This window comes from Alteromonas sp. KS69 (genome assembly GCF_003989595.1).
Classification (GTDB): domain Bacteria; phylum Pseudomonadota; class Gammaproteobacteria; order Enterobacterales; family Alteromonadaceae; genus Alteromonas; species Alteromonas naphthalenivorans.
Genome location: NZ_PYHU01000004.1, coordinates 133,870 through 160,315, shown reverse-complemented (window position 1 = coordinate 160,315; position 26,446 = coordinate 133,870). Strand labels below are relative to the sequence as shown.

Sequence of the window (26,446 nt, the reverse complement as noted above, 5' to 3'; positions counted from 1 at the left end):
ATTAGCATACAAATGACATACATATTTCTAACTACACAGACATCAGCTACAGACTCGATTCTTCGGATCCTATGTGAGATAGGCGGTTTCAACTTTGATGAAGCAAAATATATTGATAAATTTTTGGTTGATCATTCACCGAAAGATTTGATTCAATCACCGTTACCAGAGGACGGTCGCCTTCATAGATTTAACCTTCCACCCTTTTTTAACCCACAATTGATAAAGGGCGAGCATCAGTTTTTAGTAAATTATCGAGATCCTCGAGACCACTTTTGTAATGTTTATCATTGGCAATTCAGCCACCCAACTCCAAATCTCAGTATTCAAGAGCGGGAAGCAAAATTAAATAAAGCTAGGGAAATATCAATCGATGAATATGTCTTAAGCAATGCAAACCCTAGCTATTATTCGAAATTATTAAGCGTATTAACCGATTTAAATGCTAGAAAATATACTGTCCTTACCTATGCAAGGCTCTGTCTTGACTTTGATTCGTTTTTAGAAAAAGTAGCACAGTATCTCAATAAAGCACTGACGACTGAAATGCTGGCTAAGCTTGAAATAGAGCGTGTTTCAAACTTGTCAGAGAATAAAAACTATATCGGAAATCGTTGGGCTGGTGCAGATGTAATGCCTGGCAGATATAAGAGAGAGTTGAAGCAAGAAACTATTGATATATTGAACGAGAGGTTCAAAGAAACACTGAGCGTCATGGCAAAATTCGACCCTGATTTTGCTGATTTATACTCGATAGATTAACTGAAAACGGAATGTAAATGAAAATATTAGATTGTACCTTAAGGGACGGCGGATACTATAACAGCTGGAATTTTCCAAAGTCTGTAGTGTTAAATTATCTTGTGGCAATGGCTGCAGCAAAGATAGATATTGTTGAACTCGGACTTCGCTCTCTCAAAAATACAGGCTTTAAAGGCGCTTCCGCCTTCACAACTGACTCATATATTGACTCTTTAAATGTACCGAAAAATTTAGATGTAGCTGTAATGATCAATGCTGCAGAGTTAGTTGCTGCAAACTCTGTTGAAGAAGCACTTGAAGGCCTTTTTCCTTTAAACGCAAGTGACTCTCCTGTTGATGTCGTTCGTATTGCTTGCCATGTCCACGAGTTTACGGCGTCGTTACCTGCGGCTTCGTGGTTGAAGAGCAAAGGCTTTGTCGTGGGCTATAATTTAATGCAGGTAGCAGAAAGGTCACAAGACGAAGTTGAGGAACTAGCACGTGCGGCGTCGGAATTTCCAATAGATGCGCTTTATTTCGCTGATTCAATGGGAAGTATGGGCCCTGAACAATGTAAGAACATAATTTCATGGCTTCGCGCCCACTGGAAAGGCGCGCTAGGTATACATACCCACGATAACATGGGTAAAGCTTTACAAAATACCCTAACAGCGATAGAAGAGGGTGTAACTTGGTTAGATGCAACGGTAACAGGTATGGGGCGCGGCCCAGGCAATGCCAGAACCGAAGAGCTTGCTATTGAAGTTGCGAATATGCGTGGCGAGCAAATCAACCTTGTACCGCTTTTATCCGTAATTAAGAGTTACTTCCAGCCACTGAAAAATGAATGTGGATGGGGCTCAAATCCATATTACTTCCTTTCTGGGAAATATGGTATTCACCCTACTTTTGTTCAAGAAATGCTTGCAGATCCTAGATTTGACGAAGAAGATATTCTTGCAACGCTAGAGCATTTGCGCGTTGAAGGTGGTTCAAAGTTCAGTAAAGATACTCTAGATGCTACACGCAACTTCTATTCAAAAAAAGTTGAGGGAAGCTGGTCACCTAAAACAGAGCTTTCAGGCAAAAGCGTGCTTATTCTTGGTGCTGGGCCAGGTCTTGAAGAGCATAGCAATGCTGTACAATCGTACATTGATAACTATTCACCCGTTGTCATTGCTATGAACACCCAGTCTATTTTGCCAGATGATAAAATAGATTTACGCATAGCCAGTCATCCAGTAAGACTTCTAGCAGATTGTGACAAGCACGCGCTACTACCGCAACCACTCATTACGCCAGTAAAATCACTTCCTGATGATGTACTTGAATCACTGGGCAACAAGCATTGCCTTGATTTCGGTTTACAGGTAGAAAAAGGGACATTCACCGTTAGCAAAACAAGCGCTGTTTTACCTAACTCTCTTGTTATTAGTTATGCACTTGCCGTTGCGGCTGCTGGCGAATGTGACCAAATCTATCTGGCAGGTTTCGACGGCTTTGGCGCCGCAGACAATCGTTCATTAGAAATGCAAAAAGTATTCAACTTGTTTACCGAAACGACAGGTAAGTCACTGATATCAATAACAAACACCACATACGATGTTCCTTCGATTTCAGTGTACGGGTTGTAGTTATGAACAAAAAATTAACTTCTGCCGTGGTTATACCGGCTAGATTTGCTTCTAGCCGCTACCCTGGAAAGCCTCTTGTTCCGTTGCTTGGTAAACCAATGATAATTTGGGTTGCCGAATTGTCGGAAAAAGCTGTTGGTAAAGAAAATGTATACATTGCCACCGACGATACTCGTATAAAGGATGTCGTAGAAGCGCAAGGTTTTAATGTTGTAATGACAGGAAAAGCCCTTACCGGCACAGATCGATTAGCAGAAGCTGCACAACACATAGATGCCGATATTATTGTGAATGTTCAGGGTGACGAACCCCTGGCCGATCCGCAAGACATTTTGAATATTATCGCTGAAAAACAGGCTTGCTTAGGCATGGTAATCAATGGTTTTTGTTATCTAAATGAGAGCGAAGACCCACGAAATATCAATATACCTAAGGTTATAACAACCGAAGATGACAAGTTGGTCTATATGTCGCGCGTTGCGCTTCCCGGGTATAAGGAAGAGTCGAACGCACCAACAACCTACAAAAAGCAAGTTTGTATTTATGCTTTTACAAAAGAAGAACTAAAGAAGTATCAAGATTTCGGTCGCAAAAGTGAATTAGAACACTCTGAAGATATCGAAATTCTTCGTTTCTTAGAGCTTAATGTTGGCATAAAAATGATTGAGACCAAGCCAGGAAGTTATGCTGTAGATACTCCAGAAGATGTTGCTGTGGTAGAGGCTGCATTAACAAAGGCTATGTCCTCATGACGATTGACATAACACAATATGACACCATCGCATTTGACTGTGATGGCGTCATACTTGATTCTAATAAGGTTAAAACGCAAGCATTTTATAATGCTACCGTTGAGTTTGATGAACAAGCCGCGCACGCATTGAAGAAATATCACGTAGAAAATGGTGGTATCTCACGCTTCAAGAAGTTTGAGTGGGTTTTCAAGCATTACCTCTCTCATCTTGATAAACAAAGCACACTTAATACTTTACTAGAGAACTATGCAAGGGAGGTGAGTCATGGCTTGCGCACCTGTAAGATTAACCCTGTACTAAATGAGCTTAAAAAACTTAATGAAAGTGCAAATTGGCTCGTAGTCTCAGGGGGAGCGGAATCTGAATTACGAGAAATTTTTGCAGAAAGAGATTTAGCGAAGTTTTTCCCAAATGGAATATTTGGCAGCCCTGATAGTAAAGATGAAATATTCGCTCGTGAGTTAGGCAATAAAAATATCTGCGGAAAAGCGCTTTTTATTGGTGACAGTAAATATGACTACATATCGTCAACAGCCGCAGGTTTGGATTTTGTTTTTGTTGGAGAATGGACCGAGGTAATGGATTGGATAGCATTTTGTAACGAGCAAAGCGTAACATACGTGGACTCTTTAAAAGAGTTTCTTTAAAAACCTATGAAGGCCTGTTCCTGAAGAGGAGCAATGTTAATTGCTCCTCTCAAATTATTGGTATGACTCACACGCATCATATAACTCTTAAATGAGAGTTAACTCTTATAAATAACTCTTCCATACTGTTGTGTTGCAATAAAAAACTGAGCTTTTTAAGAAATATTTTGATTCTATCCTCATCGACTGCTGAAATAGTATTAAAAGAGTAGTTAGTTTTAAATAAAATAGTATGTAAATCATTAATTTTCTGATTGTCTGGATTTTTTTCCATCGCCCGTATGCTCGTCGATTTTGCTCTATCGTAGGCTTTTAACTCATAATAACTTAGTGATAAAAAGTAAAGTATTTGCGCGCTGACTTCTGAAGACTCCTGTAATTTTTCAAATACATGCACTGCAAGCGTTGTCATTTTTTTCTTCCTCAGAAAGTGAGCGAACTTTACTAAATCCTGCCGTGATAGTAACCCACCGATTAGAAGCATTCTTGTAAGTTCACTAGCGCTAACTTCGTTCCACTCCACACTTTCTTGTTTTAATAACCATTCATCAAAGCTTTCGCATAATAAGAACCTTGTATCTTCAACCTTCTCACCTTTTTTATGTTCAAAATTTAAAACCAATGGGTAGTGGACCTTCACATCAGAAACATCAGGTTTTTCACTCAGTTTACTTTCAGGTTCTACCCAATGTACTTCGTTTTCCCCTAGGATACTTTTCTCGAAGGGTAAAGCATGCCACGCTTTCTCTAAAAGCTCTAAAAGTGAGTCGCTTAGGTTAGTACGTACAGATGTTGAAGCAAAATTTCTTATAAGTTGTTTATCTAAGGGGCAAGTAGACTGTGAATTCAAATTTGTATCAAAGAAACGGTTGAGCTCACTTATTAAATTAGCCCCTGAAAATATATAGCCCTGTGAAAGAAGAATGCTGTCACTTTTATTTTCAGAGTGAAAAGTAACTAGTGCTTCTGTGTAAGCAAGCCACATTCGCGCGCCGAGATTGGGCTCCAGCCAAAACCGTGTGTGATCACACCTAAGTGGCATTTTGGGGTTTCTTACAATCTCTCTACTATGTCGATGATGCAAAGACTCAACACACGCTGCCCAGTGTCTTACAATACCTATTAGCTTTAAACGCTCACCCAACACTTCATGCCACAAGGGTAAAAATAAACAAAGCCTGGGGTCTTTCACCCCCCAAATTACGCCCGTTTCAGCGCACTCTCTGTCACGTTTGGCAACAAAATCCTGTACCCATTTCAAGTCTTCATCGTCGACAGCAAGCGAAAACTCACCGGCGTATTGCCAGTTCGTACCATTTTTTTCAAGAACCCTATCGTGAAACTTTACTACCTCTGCATCCTCAAAATGCCCTTTTACATTAGAAATATGTGGAGGAACTAGATTAGTTCCTAAATCGACTCCAGCTAACTGCAACCAATTAGCAGTAGCCGAAGTAGCACTTCGATGAAAGCCAGTGCATAAAATTACGGGTTTATTACTCATAAAAAACTTTAAGTTAAATGGGAGAAGTCGAGTTAAGAATTTTACCTGAGATAAAATCTACAGGGCATCTCATACCTTGAATATTAAGGGGTGATTTCCGGTAGGTCATCTTATATAAAGGTGATATACCATGTCGCCACTCCCTCTGCATTATTTTTCTGAGCATAGGCTTGTACCCGTTGGTCGCGTAAAAATGCGGTAAGTCTGCTGTATATTTAGGCGTTTTATCCCAACATACTTGAACAATTTTGTTTACTTTTAATAGATAAGCAAAACTATAGTGCAACCAAAAATATGGCAATTCTTCCCTGTTAAACCAATAGTTAGAGAAAAGCCATTCACTTTCTTGCCCAAAATATTGAGGGGCATTTCCCATTTTTAGATTAGGTTTATTCAAATGGGCATCAAGAAATAACTTCCATTCTTGAATTAGATTGCAATTGGGTTGTGCAGCAATAAACCAACTTGCCATTTCTCGATCTTGTCCTGGTTTATGAAACGCAAAAAACTCACTTTTTAACAGTGGTGGTAACCAGAAATCTAATCCTTTTTTACAAATAGTGGTCGCATCTACCCAAACACCGCCATACTTTGCTAACAAATTTATTCGTAATACATCCGAAAAGGCCGCTAGTGTGAGGTTCTGAGTATTTACGCTACATTCATTTTTTAAATCAATAACACTACTCAGTGTTTCTTCACATAGACTAACTACGTCCCATTCAGTATTTTGCTCCCTCCAAGAGCGCAGAGATGCTTTTACAATATCTGGAGCGTCCTCGAAGCCAGTATGCCAATACATGAAAATAGTTTTATTTTTCATCAATATACGTACCCAAACCTTTCAATGTCCTGTTTGTACCATTGCCCGACTTGCTCAGCCTCCTCATCAGAGAAATAATTTGAGTAATGCATGTGAACAGATTTCATTCGAGCAGGTAAATCAACTTTGGCTCCTAATCTTGCACATATTACTTGCCAATCACTTTCTAGTTGTTCGTATCGTCCTACAAAGTCGACGAGGCAGCGACCTTCATCGTCGTAAATATAACTAGACTGAGATCTTAAATGATTATTATCTAAACTGCCCCTAGCGGTAATTCGCGCTACCGCCTTGCTTACCTCTTCTTTCTCAAGAGGCTCGCCCTCGATCCATTTTGGCCTACCAGATTTACCAGCCCCCCAAGCTACATGCGATATAAATCGCTCCCAAGGGTTACGAACAATAGTAAATTTAAAAGCTTCTTTGTAAAACGTATCGTCAATTTCTGCTTTTACTTCATTCGCGCTCATATGCTGCAATCCAGCACCGAATAAAGTTTCTTTATTCGCAACTTGATTCAAGTAAGGCTTAACGCCTATAAAATCTAGGTCACCATGCATGCCCAAGGCACTTTCAACACTGGTGCCGGCACACTTAGGGATATGAATAAAAATTGCAGAATACTTTTTAGATATAGGCATTGTGAAACTAGTTCTTTTATAATAAATGCCAACAGTATCAGTTTAGAGTTAAATTGCATTAGACATGTGAATAATAATTATAAATGTGATGTCCTATGTATTGATTCCCACCCCTATAAACTTCCCTCAAACAATTGACCCCAAATTAATTTCAATTAATAATCTAGCTAAATTCTCAATAATAAAAAGCACCTGTAAGACAAGGATTGTTCTTCGCACTTTCATCAGTATATTCATGGACGAGCTGTTACCTCCCCTATTCGCCTTTAGCGTTTAGACGTGTCATCCAACGAATGTTCTCATGTTTGCGCAACGTCATTGCTAACAATGGATCGAATCCATCTTATAGACAAAAAAGCGCTGTACATTTATATGAAAAATATTCTTCTCCATCTAGTCAGCAGCGTTAAAAGCGCTAATATTTTACAGTTTCTTTCTTCCGTTCTTTTTTATGTCGCTATTTATGGCTTGGTGAATATTAACGCATACGCCCAGGTGGAAGATGCGTTAAAGGAAGAGCACTCGCAAAGTAGCATAAGTAGCCTTGCCAGATTCGTAGCAGATACAACCGCGTGGAATTACCACAACACCAAAACGCTTATGGTGAAAGACGTTTATTATGATTTGGATGGCGCCCCCGTAGCTTATGTCTTCGCCTACGCCTTAGGTGGAACAAAAAAAACACTTTTAATAACAACCGAACAAATTGATAGTTTTAAACAACAAAAAGTTGAAGTAGCCCTACATCAAAGTGCTCAAACTCAAACTGAAGCACAGATACAGGAAGAAGCAGTTGCAGAACTAAAAGCGCTGGAAAGGAATTTAAGGTTTCGTGATGATTTAGTCACTATTATTGTTTCTGCATCACTCGGCACAAAGCCGGTGCTCGACCGTTTTTTTGGTATTCCTCATCATGTGTATAAAGAAAAGCTGTATTTAAAATCTACTTCCTCCTCTGCTAATAAGGCCGAGTACAATGTAGTTATGGTTTCACCTAAAGAGCTCTATTTTGCTCCCTTAGTTACAGATGAAGTTCAAGATAAAGGCTCGGCTATATCTACCGGCATAGCAAAAGCTATCTCTAATGCCAACCAGTTAATTTCTGTAAATTCCGGTGATGCTGTTTCAATAAATGTAATAAGGGAGGCCATTGCGAAAGAGAAATCAAATACGCAAGGCGGTAACGGCAGCACCGATATAAATTCTCAGTGGGAAATGTACATAGACATTTTTGATGCAAAGGGAGTTGGCAAATGAGGCGCTATTTATTGCTATTAGTGCTTCTGTTCCCTTTGCATGCGTTTTCACAAGACTTCTCTCTTCCAATTAATGGTACGCATTGTGGGCCTCAGGAAAACGGATGGACCTCTTGCGCCGTTACGCTAACTTACGATGTTGATCACGGGGAACACAACTTTAGCGTTGAAGATACAGACTATGGTACTCACTATTATTTCGAAGATAAAAACGGCAATGCTATTGCCGGATGTGAGTCTAGAAGCAGCAAGGGTGAAACTTCTTTTTGGGGCGATTGGACTCCAGATTGCGACTACTCGATTACTGCAGATGGAGAGTACGAGCTTCACGCTTATATAGAAGATGGAACGATAAAAGAAGTACATTCATGGCATTTCACTGTAAAGAAGAAAAAGCCAGATTTAGTGGTTTCTTCATTATCGCTAAGCAACCTAACCCTTGAAGCGGGCGATGCAGCAACTGTGTATTACACTATTAAAAATCAGGGCCAGGTATCTACTGGTAGCGGCTCTCAGCATTGTGTTTATTGGTCTACCGATACGGTTATTACGCAAGGCGATAGCTGTTTAGATGAAGACAGTCAGTTTTCTATTGGTGCTGGCAGTACTAATTCAGAAACTACTTATGTTTCTATCCCTAATTCCGCCGAGGCAGGCACCTACTACCTTGGAGTGTATGCCGACTATAACCTTAAAATTGACGAGTCTGTTGAAAACAACAACTCCGACTTAGTTGAAGTAGTAGTTACAGCCAAGCAAGAAATAACCAATGTATATTGGGAAGCACCTTTGCAGAGGCTTGCGGGTGATAGTGTCGGTATGTTTGCCGATGTTATTGGGTTTGACGAAGGCACTACTATTACCTTTCGAATTTATGAAGATGACATAGTAGGTGACGACCCTATTCAATCTATAGTAACCACAATAAAAAGTGATGCTACTAGCGATAAGCTATACGCACAGGCAACCTGGAATGCGGTGTATACAGATGATGCATCTGGCGATCCAGAGTATTATTTTGATGCCGTTATTTCAGGTATTTCGAGCTCTTCGGGAACGGGGGACTCTGATTTACTAACTGTGCTGAAAGCTGACGTTCCCGATATTGATTTTACTGCCATAGAGCAAGGGGCCATATTACAGTTTACTCCGTTGCCGATTGTTGGGGAAAATACAAACATTAAAGTTGGTATCAAAAATAACAGTACAGTACCCATTAACAGTGCCTTTAGCGTTACGCTAACTGATACAACTGAGAATGTAGAAATATATACTTGGAATATTTCTTCACTTACAGCAAAAGAAACCTTAACTCTTACTGTTCCTGAAGAAGCTTATAGTGCTAGCCATTGCCCTAACTATTGCTTTGTTACTAAAGGGAATCATCGCCTAAAAGTGAGTATATCTGCACCTAACGTAGAAAATGAACTGGCTTCAAATAATGTGTTTGAATCATCAGTAGATGTAAATTTACTAGGTTCCACGACCTCTTATTTAACGGTAATAAGCCACGGCTATACCTTCTCGGGTACTTTGGAAGATTGGCCTAGCGATATGGCTGAAGCTATTCAAAATAGGTCGATGAATCTTGTTGGCAATACACAAATTTGGACCTTTAACCCTAGTTCGGGTTCACTTACAGAAACCGGTGAATTACTAGAAGGCGCAAAGCATCATATTGTTGTCCATAACTGGGCAGAGCTATCGAACAATTTATCCGCAGGATACTCTGAGGCATCTAGTCAGTCACTAATGGGCGCTATAGCGCAATTGCAATTAAACGTAAGTATCGATAGTTTTGACTTTATTCATTTAATTGGTCACAGCCGTGGAACCGTTGTTAACAGCGAACTAGCGCAACGATTGTTAAGTGCCGATATGCCTGTAACTCAAATGACAACCTTGGACCCACACGATTGGGGGCTTATCGATAGGATATATTCAGATTTTGATGTAAACCCCGAACTTAATGACAATGGTGTGGTTAACTGGCAGGGAATAACATGGCTAGATAACTACTGGCAAACTTCTGATCTCCTGCTTACGGGGCGGCACATTTCCGGAAGCTCATCAAAAAAGCTTTATGAAATGGGGCATTCAGATGTACATGAAATGTACTATGGCACCATAGATTTATTTTCCGATACCGTAGAGTCTACTTGGTACCACTTTAACGCAATCGAAAGAAGAGAGCATGGCTATAACCTTTCAGATATCGGTGGCCTTAAAAATTTACGAAATTCTGATAATTACTTGTTTGATAATCAGTTTTCGGCCGAGGGACAATCTACCAACACCTTTGATTGGTTTAATTTGGGGCATGGGATAGTTAATGGCAACTTAAATAGAACTACATATGGGCTAACTGAAAATACAGAGCATAAGCCAGGGTTTGAATTAGTTGATACTGGAGAAACAAAAGCAACGCGGGTTGTCAGTGCTAGTGGAGATACACAGCTTTATCTTGAAAATAGTGCGAAGCCAGTAGTAATAAACCCGTTTTATATTCCAAAACAAGTATCTGAAATCTCTGTTGAAGTCTGCAATGCCTCAGTCAATAAGCAAGCATCGCTTCTAGCCACGTTAACTCAGCAAGAAGTGGTTGAATATCCATATAATGTAAGTGCAAACACCTGCTCTATTATCACTATTCCTACTATTACTTTTGGGGCGGGCAAACTCGTGCTTCGCTTACACAGCGCAATGCCAGGGGATGGCCTTTACGTCGATAATATTATGTTCTCAGGCTACAGAGATTCTTCGCCAGAAACTGATCAAGATAACGACGGCATAGATGATGCTTTCGACAACTGTCCCTCTATTGCAAATGAACAGCAGATCAATACTGATGATGACACTTTAGGTGATGCGTGCGACCTTGACGACGATAACGACGGCATGCCCGATACCTACGAAATTTCAGCAGGTTTAAACCCGCTTATTAACGATGCAGCCATTGATTCGGATAACGACGGCTTAACGAATTTTGACGAGTTTCAGTTTGGTACAAACCCACTTGTAGCAGACTCTGATGGCGATGGGATAAATGATAAACTAGATAATACTCCCTTAGCGCCTGATACCATTGATACTGATATTATCGTTTCTGTTTATAAACTATTCGATATTAACAATGACGGCAGAGATGAAGTTGGCATATTTTCAATTGAAAATAATGCGCCATTCTTGAAAATTGTCGATACGCTTAACGGCAACGAATTAAATACCGTGATTTGGCCCGCTAATTCCTACGTTCAATCTACTATTCGACTGCACATTCTGCCGGATATGGATGGAGACGGCACTATTGATATTGCTCTGTTTGGTATACGTCAAAATGAAGAACACGCTGGTAAAGCTCAATTATTCGTAAAGAATGCTGTAACCGGTAATGCTATTAAAGCCTTTAATTGGCAAGCAAACTGGAAATACAGTTCGGCTAAAGTGCTCTCCGACCTCAATGGAGATGGCATTCCGGAAGTGGCACTAGAAGGTAAATTTAAAGAGGATTCTCGGCCACAGTTAAAGGTTCTAAATGGCGACACTAGAGATGACTACGCAACCTATAGCTTCCCAGACATTTATAATTCACCTCAATATTTTCAACATGGTGATTTTGATGGCGATGGTGTAGATGAAATCTCTATTTTTGGTCGTATAAAACATAATAACAAAATACAGATAAAGTTAATTAGTGGTCGTGACGCAGATAATAAGTTTACCGCTTACAACTATCCTGACCGATGGGACAATATCAGCTGGAACAAACTTTTCGACATGAACAGTGATGGGCTAGCGGATTGGGGGCTGTTCGGTAAAAGCAACGAAGACAGTCGTATTATGCTAATGGTCAAAGACGCGAGAGAAATTAAAGGTTTACTTGCTTCTTATGCATGGCCTGAAATGGATAATCCACAACTACTTATTACACCAGATTTAACTGCAGATAATGTTGCAGAACTGGCTGTCGCAGGCTGGCGCCCAGATACCATGCGTAATCAAATTCAAGTTAAAGATGGTCAAGATAGAAACGCGCTAATAGCGACCTACACCTGGGCTGACAAATGGGATGATGTGGTTTTTCATTCATTCGATGATATGAATAATGACGGCTACCCTGAGTTTGCACTGCAAGGAACCAACAGAGCCACTAGCAATAACGAACTACTTATTGTTGATGGTAGTTCCACCTCTAGCCTTCGCACTATCCGCTTCGGTAGTAACTGGCTTGAAGCACCTGAATTGAAACAGGTAAAGAATGTTAATGGCGATATGATTTCAGATTTGCTTCTAACTGGTTTGTCTATTGATGGGAAAGCGGTTGTTACGCTATACAGTGGTTCAACCGGAAAAATTGTAGCAACTCATCTTCACTAAGAAAAATATAGCGGGATTTAGACGAGAAAAGGGCGGATAAACCGCCCTTCTTGTGCGTGTAATCTAACTTAAAACCTTAGACAAGCTAAAAATAGCTATACAAGATTTACCAAGTTTGATCATATTATTTAATAAACAAGGGGATGGACTACTAACTTGCTTTCACCTTGCTGATTTTCACCGTAAATGACTATGTCAGTGTAGCCGTCACCTGTAATATCTGGTGATATAAACATTGTTGGTTTTGTTTGCCAGTCTGTTCCAAATACTTTTACATCAATGCTATTACCATCCAAATCTTTAATGTTAATCTCATACGCACCCGATGCTCTTAATCCGTCTATTGCAACGTCATGAACCCCATCACTATTGATGTCTCCCAATTCATAAAAAGCAACCTCAGATAAGCTTCCAGACCAGCTAAGGTTATACATAAGTTCATTTCTATTGGTGCCATTTTTAATGACTAGTTGGTAACGCTCCGTATCATTTCGATATCCTCCAACAGCTAGCTCTTCAACACCATCAAAATTTAAATCTTCAATAACTAAAACCTGTGGTGACGTCATTTCAGTAGGCCAGCTAAATATACCTAACGTGCCCACACGACTTATTCCACTTTTAGTAAAAATTTGAACCCTACCATCATCTTTGCGACGGCCAAACATCCCGAAGTCAACTTGGGAGTCATAATCTATGTCAAAGAGTTTTAACCATTGAACATCGTCCCAAAGGTCTGCAAAGTTATAAGCTGGCAAACGGTTGGTTGAGTCGGTACCATCTACCACTTTAATTTGTATCTTATTATTTGATTTAAGACGGCCATAAAGCCCAATTTCGTCTATACCGTCGCCAGTCATATCACTCAATTGTGTATACAAGGGGTCATGGAGTAAATCTGGGAAGCTGTAAGTTTGTAGCGATTCTGAAGTAGCGCCGTCTTTTACCACCAGCTGAGGGCGATTTTCTTCAACAAAATGGCCTTGCAAGCCTAGTTCTGGTACTCCATCCCCGGTAAGATCGCTAAGTTCGACTAGCGCCATCCCTGTCCAATTACCTGGCCAAGTGTAAGTATTTAAGGTGTCACCCGTTAGTGAATCCTTAACTACGTACCGTGCTTTCATGCCGGCTGGACTATTTTCATCCTCGTAAATTCCAAATACGCCCAACTCTTGTGCGTTATTACCATTTTTATCATCAATCTTGTGCACTGTTACTGAGTTGTATCGCCCAGGATAGCCAATTTCATGAATCTGACTACCTGTTACCTCATTCATGACTACTGCTGAAATTTTACCTATAGAATCGATATAAACTAATGCGAGATCCGCAACACCGTCATTATCTACATCATTAATATTTGTTGCATACTGTACTCTTTTAACGGGCTGATTTATGGAGGGGAATGGGTCTTCTCCGTCTGTAATTCCATCCCCGTCACTATCAGCGTTAAATGGATCTAGACCTAGTGCTAACTCTGCATTGTCACCTAGCCCATCATTATCTGAATCTTGAAAATCTAGTGGATCGAGAGGAAATGCATCATTAGTATCGGCAACACCGTCATTGTCATCATCTTCATCCCTGATGTTTAAAAACAAGTCTCCGTCAGTATCAAGGTAGTCGTTATTTCCGCCTGTCTGCCAATTTGCACTATCCCAGCTTCCACCGTCCCATAGTAAGTCTTGCGCACTTGCAATAGCACTGCTAAAGCACAACGCCACCATGACTGAGCAATATCTTTTTTCCATGACCGCTCCCCCTACTTAGTTCGCTCTACTTTGCTTAAAAGCGTTGATCATTTCTTGGACACCCAATGCATCGAGGCAGCCATTGTTAAAATCACTCACGTCTACATTTTCAATATTGACGTAACCACCGAAACACGAGATCTGACCTTCAGAGATAGTGCTATTACCAAAAATGTTCACTTGAGCATTTGCCGTTATATTCAGGAAAGAGCCTTCTTCGAATATCGTTTCATTAATATAAGATGAAGCATTTTCATACATACGAACATTACCTTGAACAGTAACATTGCCAAATTCTACAAATGCGCCCTTATTAGCCTCTAACTCGTTGATGGTCGATCCCCATGCGCCTAGAGTGGATGCATGTTGAACCATGATGTTTGAAGTAACAGAGTTACTCATATTCATGTTAGAACCACTCTGCAAATCCATGAAAACAGAGACATTGGCGTTAGACAATGTGCTATCGCTGGATACGGATAGAAAGGTTGATGCATTTAATGAATATGCTTCAAAAGTAGAGCTGTACAGGTTAACTGAAGAGCTAGGGATATCGATTAGGCCCGCCACCATGCTACTTCCTCGAGAAATATCAATTCTTCCAGATTCCGCAGTTATTGATGTATCCCAACCGATCCAACCTGATGCGATATCCATGGATACTGCACTTTGCGAAGCGTTAATATTGAAATCTCCTTGTGCTCGCACGAATGCGTTTTGCAACGAAATTCCATTTTCTACATCAGTGATCGCAACATCGCCGACTATTCTTACTAAAGCACCATTTGTAGCATAGATACCAGTATTGAACCCTTCAATACTGAGGTCGGACACATACACCTGAGCGCCTTCTTGGACCCAAAGGCCTGAATACGGTGTACCGTTTATCTTTTTAATCGTGATATTAGTCAAAGAGCCCTGGCCGTTTCTTGAATAAAGGACGGGAAAATCAGATTCTGTTTCTATCGTTAAATCACTAAGATATAAGCCACCACCAAAACCACCCAATAAACCAACTTTACCGGAGATATCGTTGTCTATTATCTTAGCTGTCTCGTCTTTACCGATGATTATCACATCTTGACCGCGGACTTGGACCTCAGGATCATCTTCTGTACGCGGCTGTGCGATATCACCGTAGCAGGATCCTGCAATCTCAAAGATTAGTTGTTTTTGCTGCCAATTCGCTAAGTACGTTTCATTAAGGGCTGCCGGGTTTGCAGTACAATCTAACTCGATTGTTTCATAACCATCTTTAAGTTTTAACCCTAAAGAATGCTGTTCAAGTGAGGTTAAGCGTTGATTCAGCACATCAAAGTTTTCATTTACTTCAGAGGCCTTCGCTGGTGTAGAAGGGGTAAATATATGAGGGATAACTTCTTGAGATATGGCTGAGTGAGTCATAAATAATAGGCCAAGCGCTGATACTGCGAACTTTTTATTAGTTTTCATTGTTATACCGTTTAGTTAATTATGGAAAACTAGGACAGTCATTGAAAACTTCACCTTTAGTATCTCGAATAACTTTCCTTAGTTATGCTTAAAGATAGCACACCTTTCAACCAAGTCTATTGTTGTGACTACTTGTGTCTTACCAAAATGACTAACATGGATAAATTTGACATTAAGGCTCCATCAAGAGCGAAAATTTATGGTAGCTTAACGGCTTACCTTAATAGTTAAACAGAGGAATAAAATGGCGAAGGTATTCATCCACTTTGGGCCACCTAAAACTGGCACATCTGCAATTCAGAAGTGGTTGCTGGAAAATAGAGATGTTTTGAAAACAAAACGTATATATTACCCTGAACATGGTACTGATAAAAATGGCATAAGTTCAGGTAATGCAATGTCAATTTTTAAGAATCCGAAAGACGACAAGCTGAAACAAGCCAGACCGAATAAACTTAAACTAAAAGAGCAATGTAGAGAAAACAACTGTAATACGCTACTGCTTTCATCGGAAATGTTTATGAGGAAGCTTCCCGAGCTTGCCACTCTTTTCCCTAACGCTCAGTTTATTGGGTATATTCGCCCTCCATTTGAATTACTAGAATCCGATTATAACCAAGTCGTCAAACGACACGGTGAAACAAAATTATTTAGTGAAAACAGTCGTTCAGCCATGTGGCAATTAGATATGTTGCGCCCGTTAATTAATGATATTGGGGTGGAACGATTTACGCTAAGAGCTTACTCTCCTTCGGCTTACGTTGGTCAATCCTTGGTAAAAGACTTTTTACATACTCTCAACCCCGCCCTATCCGATTTAGCTGAGATTGACGCGGTCAAAGGCGTTAACCCCTCTTATACGCTAGAAGCTCTAGAGATAAGAAGGTGGTTAAATCAATTTGATATTGAGCCCAACATTGGCCGACAAATAGATAAGCACCTGCAATCAATCTCTACTGGAACCCGAAGTTATTCTTTAATTCCAGTTGACGAATTTGCGGCTCACAAACAAAGTTCAATTGATGCCCTAACGGCGTTTAATGATGATTACCCTATCGAATCCTTTGATTCACTTATTGAAGATATAACTAATAAGAAGCAACAAAACTATTACGAACAGACATTAACCAATGTCGACTTTACGCAGATAGTAACATCTATCATTAAATCCATCCCTGAATCGAAGGCCGCTTTTGCAAACTTAAAAGGTAAAATAAGTGGACAAATGTTTTCGACTGAACGTATCAATTTGATTGAAGAGCTTATTAAGTAAGCTCTATTTAGGCCTGTATTAAAGAATGGAGTCTTTATGAAAATTTCCTGCTCGGCGATAATTCTTTTTTCACTCTCTTTTAGTGCGCTAGCGGAGCTACCTCCGTTTGTTCTTGAAGATGAGCGTGAACTTACGACTGTAAATTTCAGGTATGCGGAAGGCAGTTTACGAACACAGAAATCCGCTGCTTGGATCAAACGGTGGGGTTCCGCTAGCGGTATTGTCCTTAAAGCTTTGAATGAAGAAGTACGTCCTTTCGAAGAGAATACTAGAACTACTCTATCTTTATTTAGAGAGCAATATCCCGACCAGTTGATGTTGTTACATTTCAATGGGCGCTCTAGACTACCGACGTTTGCGCCCGAGAATATGAAAGCTTCCGACTTCTTGTATCTTCTCGGTACTACTAACACTACCTCTATATCCGATAAAGATTCTACGAGTTTGGTTAGTGTAAGTGATGTCAAAGCTTTTAAACGTAATCGTGCCATCCAGGATGGTGTATATGATGATGTGGTACTTGTTCATAAAAATACCGATGGCACCCTAAATTGGGATAAGTATGAACATGCGAAACTTATCAAAGTCGATCCAGCTACACAGACAATTACGATAAAACGTGATTTATTAAAGCAAGGAAAACAAGCCTTTGATAAAGGCCAAGCTTACATAGCACTTCACGCTGCCAAAGGCCCATTTGATAAAACGGTAAAACAACGATTATGGGAATATAATTGGTTTTATGGAGGAATTACAAAAAGCTCTGAGTATGGACTTTCCAATCGCTTGGGTAATGAGCTAGGCACATATTTATTGCAAGATATGAGCTTTTTCAACGGTATCACTTTAGACGTATTAACTGAATACCACCAACCTAAGATTGGTGGCTACCCTGGCTCCATTGACGCCAACCAAGATGGCCTTCCTGACAAAGATGAAATTAGTTACGATCTATGGCATAAAGAAGGCGTTTACCAATTTCTTAGCGCTTTACGCAATAAGGTTAAAGATACCAAGCTTATTTTAGCGGATGGTGGTTATATTCATCAAAAGGCTGTTCACATACTAAACGGTATGGAAAGTGAAGGGTGGCCAAATAACGAAGATGGGACGTTAGAGCATTGGTCAAGTGGCCTAAACCGTTATACTTTTTGGTCTAAATTTTCTCAAAAACCATCTTTAAATTACGTAAGATTAGCGGAATATTGGACCGAAGATAGAAAGCGAAAAATTCCACCAGACAATATCCGTAGATTAACCGTAGTGGCAGCCATGATGACTGATACAGTCATTGTTCCCGGCCATCGTCCTAGAGGTATTCATTATCAAAAATGGCCAGAGTTTAAGTCACTTCGAGACTTGGGAAAGCCTATTGGCAAGTTAAAGCACTATGCCGCGGACGCTTCTATCTCGGTAAAGACCAAAGTAGGTAAGCCATCAAAAGCGCATCTAGAGTTTCCCACACTTAACTTTAGAAATAATAAAGTTTCTAGCGAGCATTGCTTTGGTGTTTCACCTAAAGGTGGACCAGTAACTGTTAGTGTCGATGCAACAAAACAGGGGGGAAAAGAAGCTACTGCAACTTTGATAGCTAAGCCTGATAAAGAGGATGCGCGCTTTAGTTTAGTTAGTAGTGAAGCGTTTACCAGTTGGTTCTACTGGGATGACATGACATCGGAGGAAATCTGTTTTGCTAGTTCAGATGGCAAAGCGTTGTCACTGAATGCGCTGAGTATAAATAATAGTGTTTTAATAAGTTATCGAGAGTATGAAAATGGAATTGTCTTCACAAACCCATTTAATAAGCCGGTGAACATCTTGCCATCTGATATTTCGGTTAGTGGAGACTACAACTTTAAGCAACTAACTGTACCTGCAGACGACATACTTATCCAAAAGAAGATGTGACATTTGGTATGGTAGCGCTATACCTTCTAGCGCTACCCTACCTCAAACTATTAGAACATTTTAGACAAGCTTGTTCCGCCCGACATGCCGTATACAAAAACACTCATACCAACAGCACTATTAATTACTATGTAGTCAGGTTTCTCATCCCACTCGGCACCCAATTCAAATTGATCGTATGACGAGCCATCCAGCGACTTGATATTTAGCTGCCAACGATTATTGACCTCTTTCTGCCCAAAAATAGCAACTTCAGCAACGTTATCACCATTTAGGTCACCTAAATACTCTACGGTCTCATTGGTCCAATTATCCGGCCACCCTATACTTGAAAGAGTGATGTTATTATCTTTTCCGTCTTTAATTACCATCTGATATTTGTCAATATCACTTCGGTAGCCCGCTACAGCGAGTTCATTTACACTATCATTATTCATATCATCAACAATATGAAACGAGGAGTTAGATGTCTCCGGCCAACTGTAAATGCCTAATGTTCCCGCTTTGTCCTTCCCGCTTTTTGTAAAGACCTGACTTCGACCATCATCTCTGCGCGTACCAAATAAACCCCAATCGTCACTTCCATCATTATTCATATCAGAAAGTCTGTGCCATGACGTATTAGACCAATTATCAGGAAAGGTGTACGAAGTATACTTTTCACCATCTACACCATCAGATAGTTTAATTTGTACTTTATTGTTAGATTTAAGACGTCCATAAAGTCCGATATCACCAAAGTTGTCACCAGTAAAATCGCTGTGCTGAAAATAGACAGTATCCGATTGTATCGAGGGGTATGAATGAACCACCAACTTATCACCTGTGATGCTATCTTTAACAAAAAGTTGAGGCCTGTTATCCTCTTTAAAAATTCCTTGCACTGCAATGTCTCTAATGCCATCACCACTTACGTCATCCACAAGTAAGAATGATGGGGCTGACCAATTCGCTGGCCAAGTGTGGACTATGGTTCTATCTCCCGTTAAGCCGTCTAACGCAAATAATCTAGATTTAGGTAATCCATTGGTTTCTTCTATATAACCGAATACCGCAATTTCCTGTGCGCCATTACCATTTGTATCATCGATAATCTCAAACGATATATTTGTGAAGCTTTGAGTCCAAACCAAATTACTGATCTGAGTTCCATCAGCGCCCGAATATACTTTTACAATGAGTTCGCCAATTCCCTGATGTGCAACAAACCAGTCATTTATTCCGTCACCATCTATATCAGATAAGTTCTTAGCATCTAAAATTTGATTCGATGCACTAATATTGGCATCCAATGGGTATGGATCATCACCATCAGAAGCGCCATCCGAATCGCTATCCAAACTAGAGGGATCTGTTCCTAATAAGTATTCTTCATAATTTGTTAAACCATCACCATCTATATCATCTGAAGCATCTGATGCTTCAAGGTGATTCAGGCTAAATGAGTTTTCGAATAAATCAGGCATTCCATCGTTATCATCGTCTTCGTCTTGACTATCATTGATTCCATCACCATCGTGATCGCCTTGAAAGCCAGCACTTGTATATTCATCTTCGTACCGACTAAGATCTAGAACACCAATTGAATTTATTCTAGATTTTATAAAATTACCTTCTGTATCCGCAAACCCATCTCCATCATTATCGATGCTCGCGTAACTATGCTCTAGTACACGCGTTAATCCAGTTGAATCAGTGGCAATAGGGTACCAGTAGCGAACTCTACTTTTGTAGTAACCGCTAGTATTGGTTAGTTGTAAGGTTACTGTATCAGAACTATCTACATGCCACTCCCAATCGCGAGTACCTGTGTATATATATGGTGAATAAGACCTACACGTCAAACCGCGGTCTAGGCTATTGTCGTTATTGAATACATAACCAAAAACACCTATACAATCTAAAAGGGCGTCATCTTCGGCTGCTCTGCCATTGAGAAATCCATTCTGAATGAAAGGAAACTGCGTCGTTAAGTGTTTAGTAAAATTTTCCGTACTGTCATCTTTTTTGATCATCACCCCTGCAAACGAATATCGAAGTTCGTTGCCATCATAAACATTTACAAGTACTTCCCATTCTTTACCATCTCTTCCATAAGGTAAATATTCATGCCTATATTCATCTGTGGAAAGAACAATTTTTTCGTCAACTTCAGAAGCCGCAAATTCTATCTGATTAGCGACTGTCATTCCTAATCCAGAAGAAATATTGCCAGTAAGATCTGCTACAATATTGGGCCCTGAAGCATAATTTATGGATTCATAATCAGTAACGAAGGGAAGCGCCCATTGCCCGCTCGTAAACTCTTCTACATCGGCTAGCAGGCTTACATCTGCACTTACTAAACGGGCCAAATAAGACACTGATGAATAAATTGTATTTTCAGTGCTAATATTCCAATTACCCGGCACGTTATCTATCATGGTTTGAGGAATTAACAGCGTTTCAAACCGTCTTTCAACAACATTTACTTGAAACTCCCCTTCAACTACTGAGAGCTCTGAAAGTGTTATAGATTCCGTACCAGAATAAATTTCCATTATTGCTGGGTTATCCGTCTGTGCTACCGAATAAGCTTCTTCTAAAAAAGCTACAACTTCATCGCCCCACCTAGCTAGATCTTCATCTCCATAGAAATAAAAATATGATATCGAATACGTACCCGGATCGTTGGTGAGTATGCTAACTTCACTATCAGAAACAGCCAAACTAGCAAGGGTATTTTCCTTTAAGTCATACCCATTGCCTAAAGATAATAAAGCTGAACTATCTCCACTTTTCTGAATAATAATATTTGGAGTTCTTCCAAACTCTGGCAAGTCTGGACTCGCATCAATCATTATACGCTCGTTGTTAGTGAATACTTCACTAAGAGAACTTGCATTAGTAAAGCTTGTCACCATTGCTAGCATTAATCCTGCCGCAACCTTCATTTTTTTTATGTTTACCATTTATTATTGCTTCCTATCCCTAACAAAAAGCCCCAATCACAGTGTGAAATGGGGCTAAATATATAAGCAATATTACCTATTAGCGCTCTAAGTAATACTTAACTTCATTGCCGCTCAATGTATTTCCATAAATAATTACCTCATCAGCAATACTTAAGTTGCTGTTTGAAGCTGGCAATAGGCTTGGCTTAGCGGCCCAGTCTAAGCCTAAAACATCTACACGATATGTATCACCAGTAGCGCCATCATTAATATTCAGTTCCCACGCCCCTGAACTTCGCTGACCTAAAATAGCTACTTCTACTTTCCCATCAAAGTTAAGGTCATTAATTACGTGTATCGATACATCACTTAGATTATTTCTCCACCCATGACTCACTAGGGTTATACCTCTGTCAGAGCCATCCTTGATAATCAATTGGTAGCGGTCGACTGAAGAGCGGTAACCGAATACCGCTAATTCTGGCACGCCATCGAGCGTCATGTCAGGAATAACCGTTAAATCAGGGCTTGTTAGATCTTCTGGCCAACTAAATATTCCTAATGTTCCTACGCGATCAGTTCCATCTTTAGTGAACAGTTGAACACGCCCATCATCCTTACTGATACCGAACATACCAAAATCAGTCTCGCCGTCGAAGTTAATATCAAATAGCTCGTGCCACGATACATCCTCCCATTTATCCGCAAAATTATAAGCTGGTAAACGGACATCTGTATCATCGCCATCGGCAATCTTTATCTGAATTTTGTTGTTAGATTTTATTCTACCAAACAAACCAATTTCACCCAGTCCATCACCATTCATGTCTGACAATTGATGGTAGACCGGTGTATTAAGTAGATCAGGATAACTAACTGTCTTTAGCGTACTGCCTGATGCTGCGTCCTTAATAATAAGTTGAGGGCGATTTTCGATATAGAAACGGCCTTGCAAACCAAAATCATCTATACCATCACTATTGACATCATTAAGCTTCACAAATGACATTTCCGTCCAATTTGCCGGCCAGTTGAATGCTCTAATAGTTTCCCCCGTATAAGCATCTTTAACAAAAAGTTGAGCTTTACGTTCAACGCTTCCGTCTGTCAGTATTGTTTCAACAATACCGAATAGGCCAATATCTGCATAACCGTTAGTATTTAGATCATCTAAAACAAATACCTGAGGTTCGGCATACGTTCGTGGCCATTCAATACTTGTGATTAACTCGCTGCTAGCTCGACTGTAAACGTCAACACTGATTTCATTCTCTCCTGACATATCGCGAACATAAGCGATTAAGCCATCGTCTTGAGACCAAACGTAAGGAATAGCCATAGCCGAAAGCAGGTTCGCGTCATAACTAAGAGGGCTTGTATCGTCAATATCTAAAATTCCGTCGTTATCATCATCTTCATCGATAGCGTCAGCTAACCCATCGCCATCGGTATCTAACGGATTAAAAGAACATAAATACTCTAATTCGTCATACGAAATGTAATATGCAGTATTTTCTAAACACGTTAACGCCGAATTGCCAGTTAGATATATATATACCAATGAGGTCATGTTCTCTAACACGCTTATATCCGATATATTGTTTCCCTCCAAGCGGAGAGTATAAAGATTCATTCCTGCTAAAAAGCTAATATCAGTCAGGTTTGAACTCTCAATATCTAACCAAGTTAAATTTGGCAGTTGGGCCAACGGAGTAAAATCAACATCGTTTTGATTACGTACGCTAAAGTCAGTTAATTCCACTAATGCCGTTATCCAATCCAATTCGCCTAATGGAGTAGAGCCCAATGTGAGGGACCTTAACTTAGTCAAATTAGCTAACTTAGGTAAATCGTTAGTGATTAGTGGGAAGCTTTGTAGACTTAAGGTTTCCAACAGGATTAAGTCTTCTATAAAATCTAAGTTAGAGACAGTTTCCCCGCTTGCTAGCCATAGTGAAGTTAGATTAGTTAACTTCGAAAGCTCTGTAAGATTACCTTGGTATTCTGTGAGGTCGATTGTAACCTTTGTTAGCTTTGTTAATTCACTTATGAAATCCAAGCTAGTTGGCCTCAGTGGCCATATATCAAGGGCCGTCAAGTGAGTGAGTTTAGCTACCGGTGTTAGGTCAGTTATATTAGTTTGAGACAACGTTAGACTCTGTAAGTTTACAAACTTACTGATCCCGTCTAAATCGTCCATCGCCCCCTCATAACAATTTAGGTTTTTTACTTCGTGAAGGTATTCAGCACCCCAATTTTCCCATTCATAAATGCTGTAGGATAGACAAGTCTCTAAGCCTGTATTTTCAAATACTGCTTCGTCTATTAAAACTGGATAACTTGTCGCACTTGTTTCATCTAACCCAAATAATACTTCAGTAATATCCGCCCATCCGTCAGAGTCAGAGTCGTCATCGGTATTAAAACCACCCAAACCGTCAAACATTTGAGAATTTACATCATCCCCGTCAAGGATTCCGTCACCATCAGTATCTGAAGAGTTTGGCGAAGACATGTTTTGGAACTCTTCTAAGAACGTTAAGCCATCCTGGTCCAGATCACTGCCGGCCTCGTTATCACCAAATCTATTCTCATAAAAGTCTGGTACACCATCTTCATCATTATCCGATACTGTAAATTGAGCTAGATAGACAATATCAGTATGTGTGTTAGTAACTACTGCTTCCTCACTGTAAAACGATAAATCAAGAGGTAGCACGTCTCCTTGAAGTTGAAGCGATGTATCACCAACTGGAGACGTGAGCGTGACTATTCCTTCTGAATTGGATACTCCGCTATGGCTTGCGTACATATAATCAATATCGTGTAACCCAGCTGGACTTGAATTTCCTGAGAGCTTTATAACCAATCCTGATATTGGGTCACCGTCACTATCAACAACTTTATAAGATGCGCTTACTACAGGGACTACAAGGTTAAATTCACTATCGCCAATAACAGAGAAACTCTCAGACCGATTAACTAGGTAGTTACTACTGTATGATGTGCCAGCAGTCCAATAGTCATTATATTGGGCTTCCAATCTATACTGACCGTCGTATGGAGCTTCTATCGAATATCTTCCGTTAGAATCAACTAGGGTGTCGTCAATGAAGTTTCCATCTTTATCATAAAGCGACACTTTTAGAAGGAGCGGATTATCGACTAAGTTAGTTAACTTACCAGTTATCAAAACCCCATCTACTGGTTCGGGATCTACTACCCCACCGTCTTCATTGGGTAACGTAATTGTAAATACCTGACCTTTTTTAGATGAAAAATACTCGGCGTATATATTAGCTAATCCCGAATCATTCGGAGCCTCTACATAGAATTGTGGTAGGTTGATGGGTATATACACTTCAAATATACCATTATGGTTGGTGGTTACACCATAGTGGTTAACGTTAGTATAAGTATCAAACTCATCTGTACTGATTTGGAAGTACTCATTGAAGGAAACTACCGCCCCTTCAATTCTATTACCCTCTTCGTCTATCACCCTCCCCCGTTGTTTATAAACTGGTAACGTGACATCTAGGAGGTAGTCCTCCACACGCTCACTACCCAACGTTAAATCTAATTCTGCCAGGTTAGAAAAATAATAAAAGTTGCTTACATTATTAGAACCGGACCATTCTGGTGACCAGTTGTATGAGTTAAGGGTATAATTACCTTCTGGTACCTTAAGGGTAACTTGTTGTGTTTCACCACTGGCACACTCGTAAACATTGATTGAGTAACTCTCGTTAACCAATGAAAGGCATGAACCGTTTAAAGCAATATTATCGACATCGTAGACGCTAGCTTCAACGATGAAACCTTCATCTAATAACTCTTGCTCAAAAACGTTCCTAGCGCTGTCATCGGTTGTTTCTAATGATTCTATATTGGTAATAAATACGTTTGTATCGCTATTATCATGCGGGGTAAGGGAGCCAATTATGTTTTCTCCTGCTAAGGCAAGAATATCAGTGTCGTTCACACTATAACCATAAGAATATAGGCTAACGTTTTTATAAATCCCAGTTACTTCATCATACTCCCCAGTATTCTGATCTATACGCGAACTAGCATCAATTAATTCGCCATTATATAGGGCATTCAGACGTATCCTTTTCGCTGGGAACACTAAGTCTTCTTCAGTTTGACTCTCTACAATAACTTCTTGGCCATTGACACTTAAATTTACGTATTGATCAACTTCGCCATTGTCGTCAATATCTATATCATCATAGAAGCTATAATTAACGGTATAAGTCCCTTCTTCTAGAGACGTCAAGTAGGTTCCATCTTCATTTGTATACAGGGTGACTGAATTAGATGTTGAATTGTTTACGAACCTAACTTCAGCATTTGGATATATCCGCCCATTTAGATCTTGGACACTTCCACTAACTTCGAAGTAAGTGGAAGTGTCGACTTCGACTTCGCTTAGTAACCAAACGTTATGAATATTTTGAGGGCCAGAAATATCAGTGAAAGATTGCGAAAATGAAAAATCAGAAGACTCTAAACGTACCCTATATTCGCCTAAATCGACGCCAGAAATACTATATACACCATCATGATCTGTTTGAGCTGAGGCAACCTGTACACCGTTTTTAATTAAGATTACCGTTGCATCTGGATAAGTTTCATAGTCGTAATGAACTTGTCCCTTTAATTCCGCAGCTGATGCGCAAAAAGAGGTTGCAATACCGAAGGCGGTAAGAGCGAACGTTCCTTTGATTAATCGACTTTTCATTGCC

Annotated in this window: 15 protein-coding genes; 8 read left to right on the top strand and 7 right to left on the bottom strand. The window is 40.0% G+C overall.

Annotated features, from left to right (window positions below; all coding sequences use genetic code 11):
• Positions 1-12: 12 nt before the first annotated feature.
• Genes C7Y69_RS03230 through C7Y69_RS03215 form a run of 4 tightly spaced genes read left to right on the top strand, consistent with a single transcriptional unit; the run spans position 13 to position 3,777 of the window.
• Entirely contained in the window at positions 13-762 is a 750-nt protein-coding gene (locus tag C7Y69_RS03230; RefSeq protein WP_126871782.1) for a sulfotransferase domain-containing protein, read from the top strand.
• A gap of 17 nt (positions 763-779) precedes the next feature.
• Positions 780-2,375 carry an aldolase catalytic domain-containing protein gene (locus C7Y69_RS03225; RefSeq protein ID WP_126871781.1) on the top strand — a complete coding sequence of 532 codons (1,596 nt, stop codon included), beginning with the start codon at positions 780-782 and terminating at the stop codon, positions 2,373-2,375.
• Between the two features lie 2 nt (positions 2,376-2,377).
• Positions 2,378-3,127, top strand: a complete 750-nt coding sequence (locus C7Y69_RS03220) for a 3-deoxy-manno-octulosonate cytidylyltransferase (RefSeq protein ID WP_126871780.1) — start codon at positions 2,378-2,380, stop codon at positions 3,125-3,127.
• The gene (locus C7Y69_RS03215; RefSeq protein WP_126871779.1) at positions 3,124-3,777 is read left to right on the top strand and encodes an HAD family hydrolase; all 654 of its coding nucleotides are present in this window, start codon (positions 3,124-3,126) and stop codon (positions 3,775-3,777) included. The genes C7Y69_RS03220 and C7Y69_RS03215 overlap by 4 nt, the downstream gene beginning before the upstream one ends.
• A 76-nt stretch (positions 3,778-3,853) precedes the next feature.
• Here C7Y69_RS03215 and C7Y69_RS03210 read toward each other — a convergent pair whose 3' ends face one another.
• From C7Y69_RS03210 to C7Y69_RS03200, 3 genes are read right to left on the bottom strand one after another with little or no spacing between them, the layout of a single operon-like run.
• A complete protein-coding gene (locus C7Y69_RS03210; protein ID WP_126871778.1) occupies positions 3,854-5,281 on the bottom strand; it encodes a hypothetical protein in 1,428 nt (475 codons plus the stop codon).
• Positions 5,282-5,294: 13 nt separating this feature from the next.
• Positions 5,295-6,104 (bottom strand): capsular polysaccharide synthesis protein, encoded by an 810-nt coding sequence (locus C7Y69_RS03205; protein ID WP_126871777.1) that lies wholly within the window; start codon positions 6,102-6,104, stop codon positions 5,295-5,297.
• On the bottom strand, positions 6,104-6,745 hold the full coding sequence (locus C7Y69_RS03200; protein WP_126871776.1) for a sulfotransferase family 2 domain-containing protein: 642 nt from the start codon (positions 6,743-6,745) through the stop codon (positions 6,104-6,106). Before C7Y69_RS03200 ends, C7Y69_RS03205 begins: the two co-directional genes overlap by 1 nt.
• A gap of 372 nt (positions 6,746-7,117) precedes the next feature.
• Here C7Y69_RS03200 and C7Y69_RS03195 point away from each other — a divergent pair, with 372 nt between their 5' ends.
• On the top strand, positions 7,118-8,002 hold the full coding sequence (locus tag C7Y69_RS03195) for a hypothetical protein (RefSeq protein ID WP_126871775.1): 885 nt from the start codon (positions 7,118-7,120) through the stop codon (positions 8,000-8,002).
• Complete coding sequence (locus C7Y69_RS03190) at positions 7,999-12,378, top strand: CARDB domain-containing protein (RefSeq protein WP_126871774.1); 4,380 nt, start codon at positions 7,999-8,001, stop codon at positions 12,376-12,378. The genes C7Y69_RS03195 and C7Y69_RS03190 overlap by 4 nt, the downstream gene beginning before the upstream one ends.
• 128 nt (positions 12,379-12,506) lie before the next feature.
• Here C7Y69_RS03190 and C7Y69_RS03185 read toward each other — a convergent pair whose 3' ends face one another.
• Positions 12,507-14,129 (bottom strand): hypothetical protein, encoded by a 1,623-nt coding sequence (locus C7Y69_RS03185; protein ID WP_126871773.1) that lies wholly within the window; start codon positions 14,127-14,129, stop codon positions 12,507-12,509.
• A 15-nt stretch (positions 14,130-14,144) separates the two neighbouring features.
• Positions 14,145-15,581: a hypothetical protein gene (locus C7Y69_RS03180; RefSeq protein ID WP_126871772.1), complete on the bottom strand. Its 1,437-nt coding sequence runs from the start codon at positions 15,579-15,581 to the stop codon at positions 14,145-14,147.
• A 244-nt stretch (positions 15,582-15,825) separates the two neighbouring features.
• Between C7Y69_RS03180 and C7Y69_RS03175 the strand changes: the two genes are divergently transcribed.
• Positions 15,826-16,854 carry a hypothetical protein gene (locus tag C7Y69_RS03175; protein ID WP_126871771.1) on the top strand — a complete coding sequence of 343 codons (1,029 nt, stop codon included), beginning with the start codon at positions 15,826-15,828 and terminating at the stop codon, positions 16,852-16,854.
• 36 nt (positions 16,855-16,890) lie between these two features.
• Positions 16,891-18,762 (top strand): hypothetical protein, encoded by a 1,872-nt coding sequence (locus C7Y69_RS03170; protein WP_126871770.1) that lies wholly within the window; start codon positions 16,891-16,893, stop codon positions 18,760-18,762.
• 50 nt (positions 18,763-18,812) lie between these two features.
• On the opposite strand, the gene C7Y69_RS03165 is transcribed toward C7Y69_RS03170, so the two are convergent.
• Together C7Y69_RS03165 and C7Y69_RS03160 are read right to left on the bottom strand one after the other, a co-directional pair.
• Positions 18,813-21,713 carry a hypothetical protein gene (locus tag C7Y69_RS03165; RefSeq protein WP_126871769.1) on the bottom strand — a complete coding sequence of 967 codons (2,901 nt, stop codon included), beginning with the start codon at positions 21,711-21,713 and terminating at the stop codon, positions 18,813-18,815.
• Positions 21,714-21,792: 79 nt separating this feature from the next.
• A complete protein-coding gene (locus tag C7Y69_RS03160) occupies positions 21,793-26,442 on the bottom strand; it encodes a hypothetical protein (protein WP_126871768.1) in 4,650 nt (1,549 codons plus the stop codon).
• Between the last annotated feature and the right edge of the window lie 4 nt (positions 26,443-26,446).

Bases quoted from the DNA above. Each gene is read 5' to 3' on its own strand.
- C7Y69_RS03215 (WP_126871779.1), top strand. From the start codon at position 3,124: ATGACGATTGACATAACACAATATGACACCATCGCATTTGACTGTGAT.
- C7Y69_RS03230 (WP_126871782.1), top strand. From the start codon at position 13: ATGACATACATATTTCTAACTACACAGACATCAGCTACAGACTCGATT.
- C7Y69_RS03220 (WP_126871780.1), top strand. From the start codon at position 2,378: ATGAACAAAAAATTAACTTCTGCCGTGGTTATACCGGCTAGATTTGCT.
- C7Y69_RS03180 (WP_126871772.1), bottom strand. From the start codon at position 15,581: ATGAAAACTAATAAAAAGTTCGCAGTATCAGCGCTTGGCCTATTATTT.
- C7Y69_RS03200 (WP_126871776.1), bottom strand. From the start codon at position 6,745: ATGCCTATATCTAAAAAGTATTCTGCAATTTTTATTCATATCCCTAAG.
- C7Y69_RS03170 (WP_126871770.1), top strand. From the start codon at position 16,891: ATGAAAATTTCCTGCTCGGCGATAATTCTTTTTTCACTCTCTTTTAGT.
- C7Y69_RS03185 (WP_126871773.1), bottom strand. From the start codon at position 14,129: ATGGAAAAAAGATATTGCTCAGTCATGGTGGCGTTGTGCTTTAGCAGT.
- C7Y69_RS03165 (WP_126871769.1), bottom strand. From the start codon at position 21,713: ATGGTAAACATAAAAAAAATGAAGGTTGCGGCAGGATTAATGCTAGCA.
- C7Y69_RS03190 (WP_126871774.1), top strand. From the start codon at position 7,999: ATGAGGCGCTATTTATTGCTATTAGTGCTTCTGTTCCCTTTGCATGCG.
- C7Y69_RS03160 (WP_126871768.1), bottom strand. From the start codon at position 26,442: ATGAAAAGTCGATTAATCAAAGGAACGTTCGCTCTTACCGCCTTCGGT.
- C7Y69_RS03205 (WP_126871777.1), bottom strand. From the start codon at position 6,104: ATGAAAAATAAAACTATTTTCATGTATTGGCATACTGGCTTCGAGGAC.
- C7Y69_RS03175 (WP_126871771.1), top strand. From the start codon at position 15,826: ATGGCGAAGGTATTCATCCACTTTGGGCCACCTAAAACTGGCACATCT.
- C7Y69_RS03225 (WP_126871781.1), top strand. From the start codon at position 780: ATGAAAATATTAGATTGTACCTTAAGGGACGGCGGATACTATAACAGC.
- C7Y69_RS03210 (WP_126871778.1), bottom strand. From the start codon at position 5,281: ATGAGTAATAAACCCGTAATTTTATGCACTGGCTTTCATCGAAGTGCT.
- C7Y69_RS03195 (WP_126871775.1), top strand. From the start codon at position 7,118: ATGAAAAATATTCTTCTCCATCTAGTCAGCAGCGTTAAAAGCGCTAAT.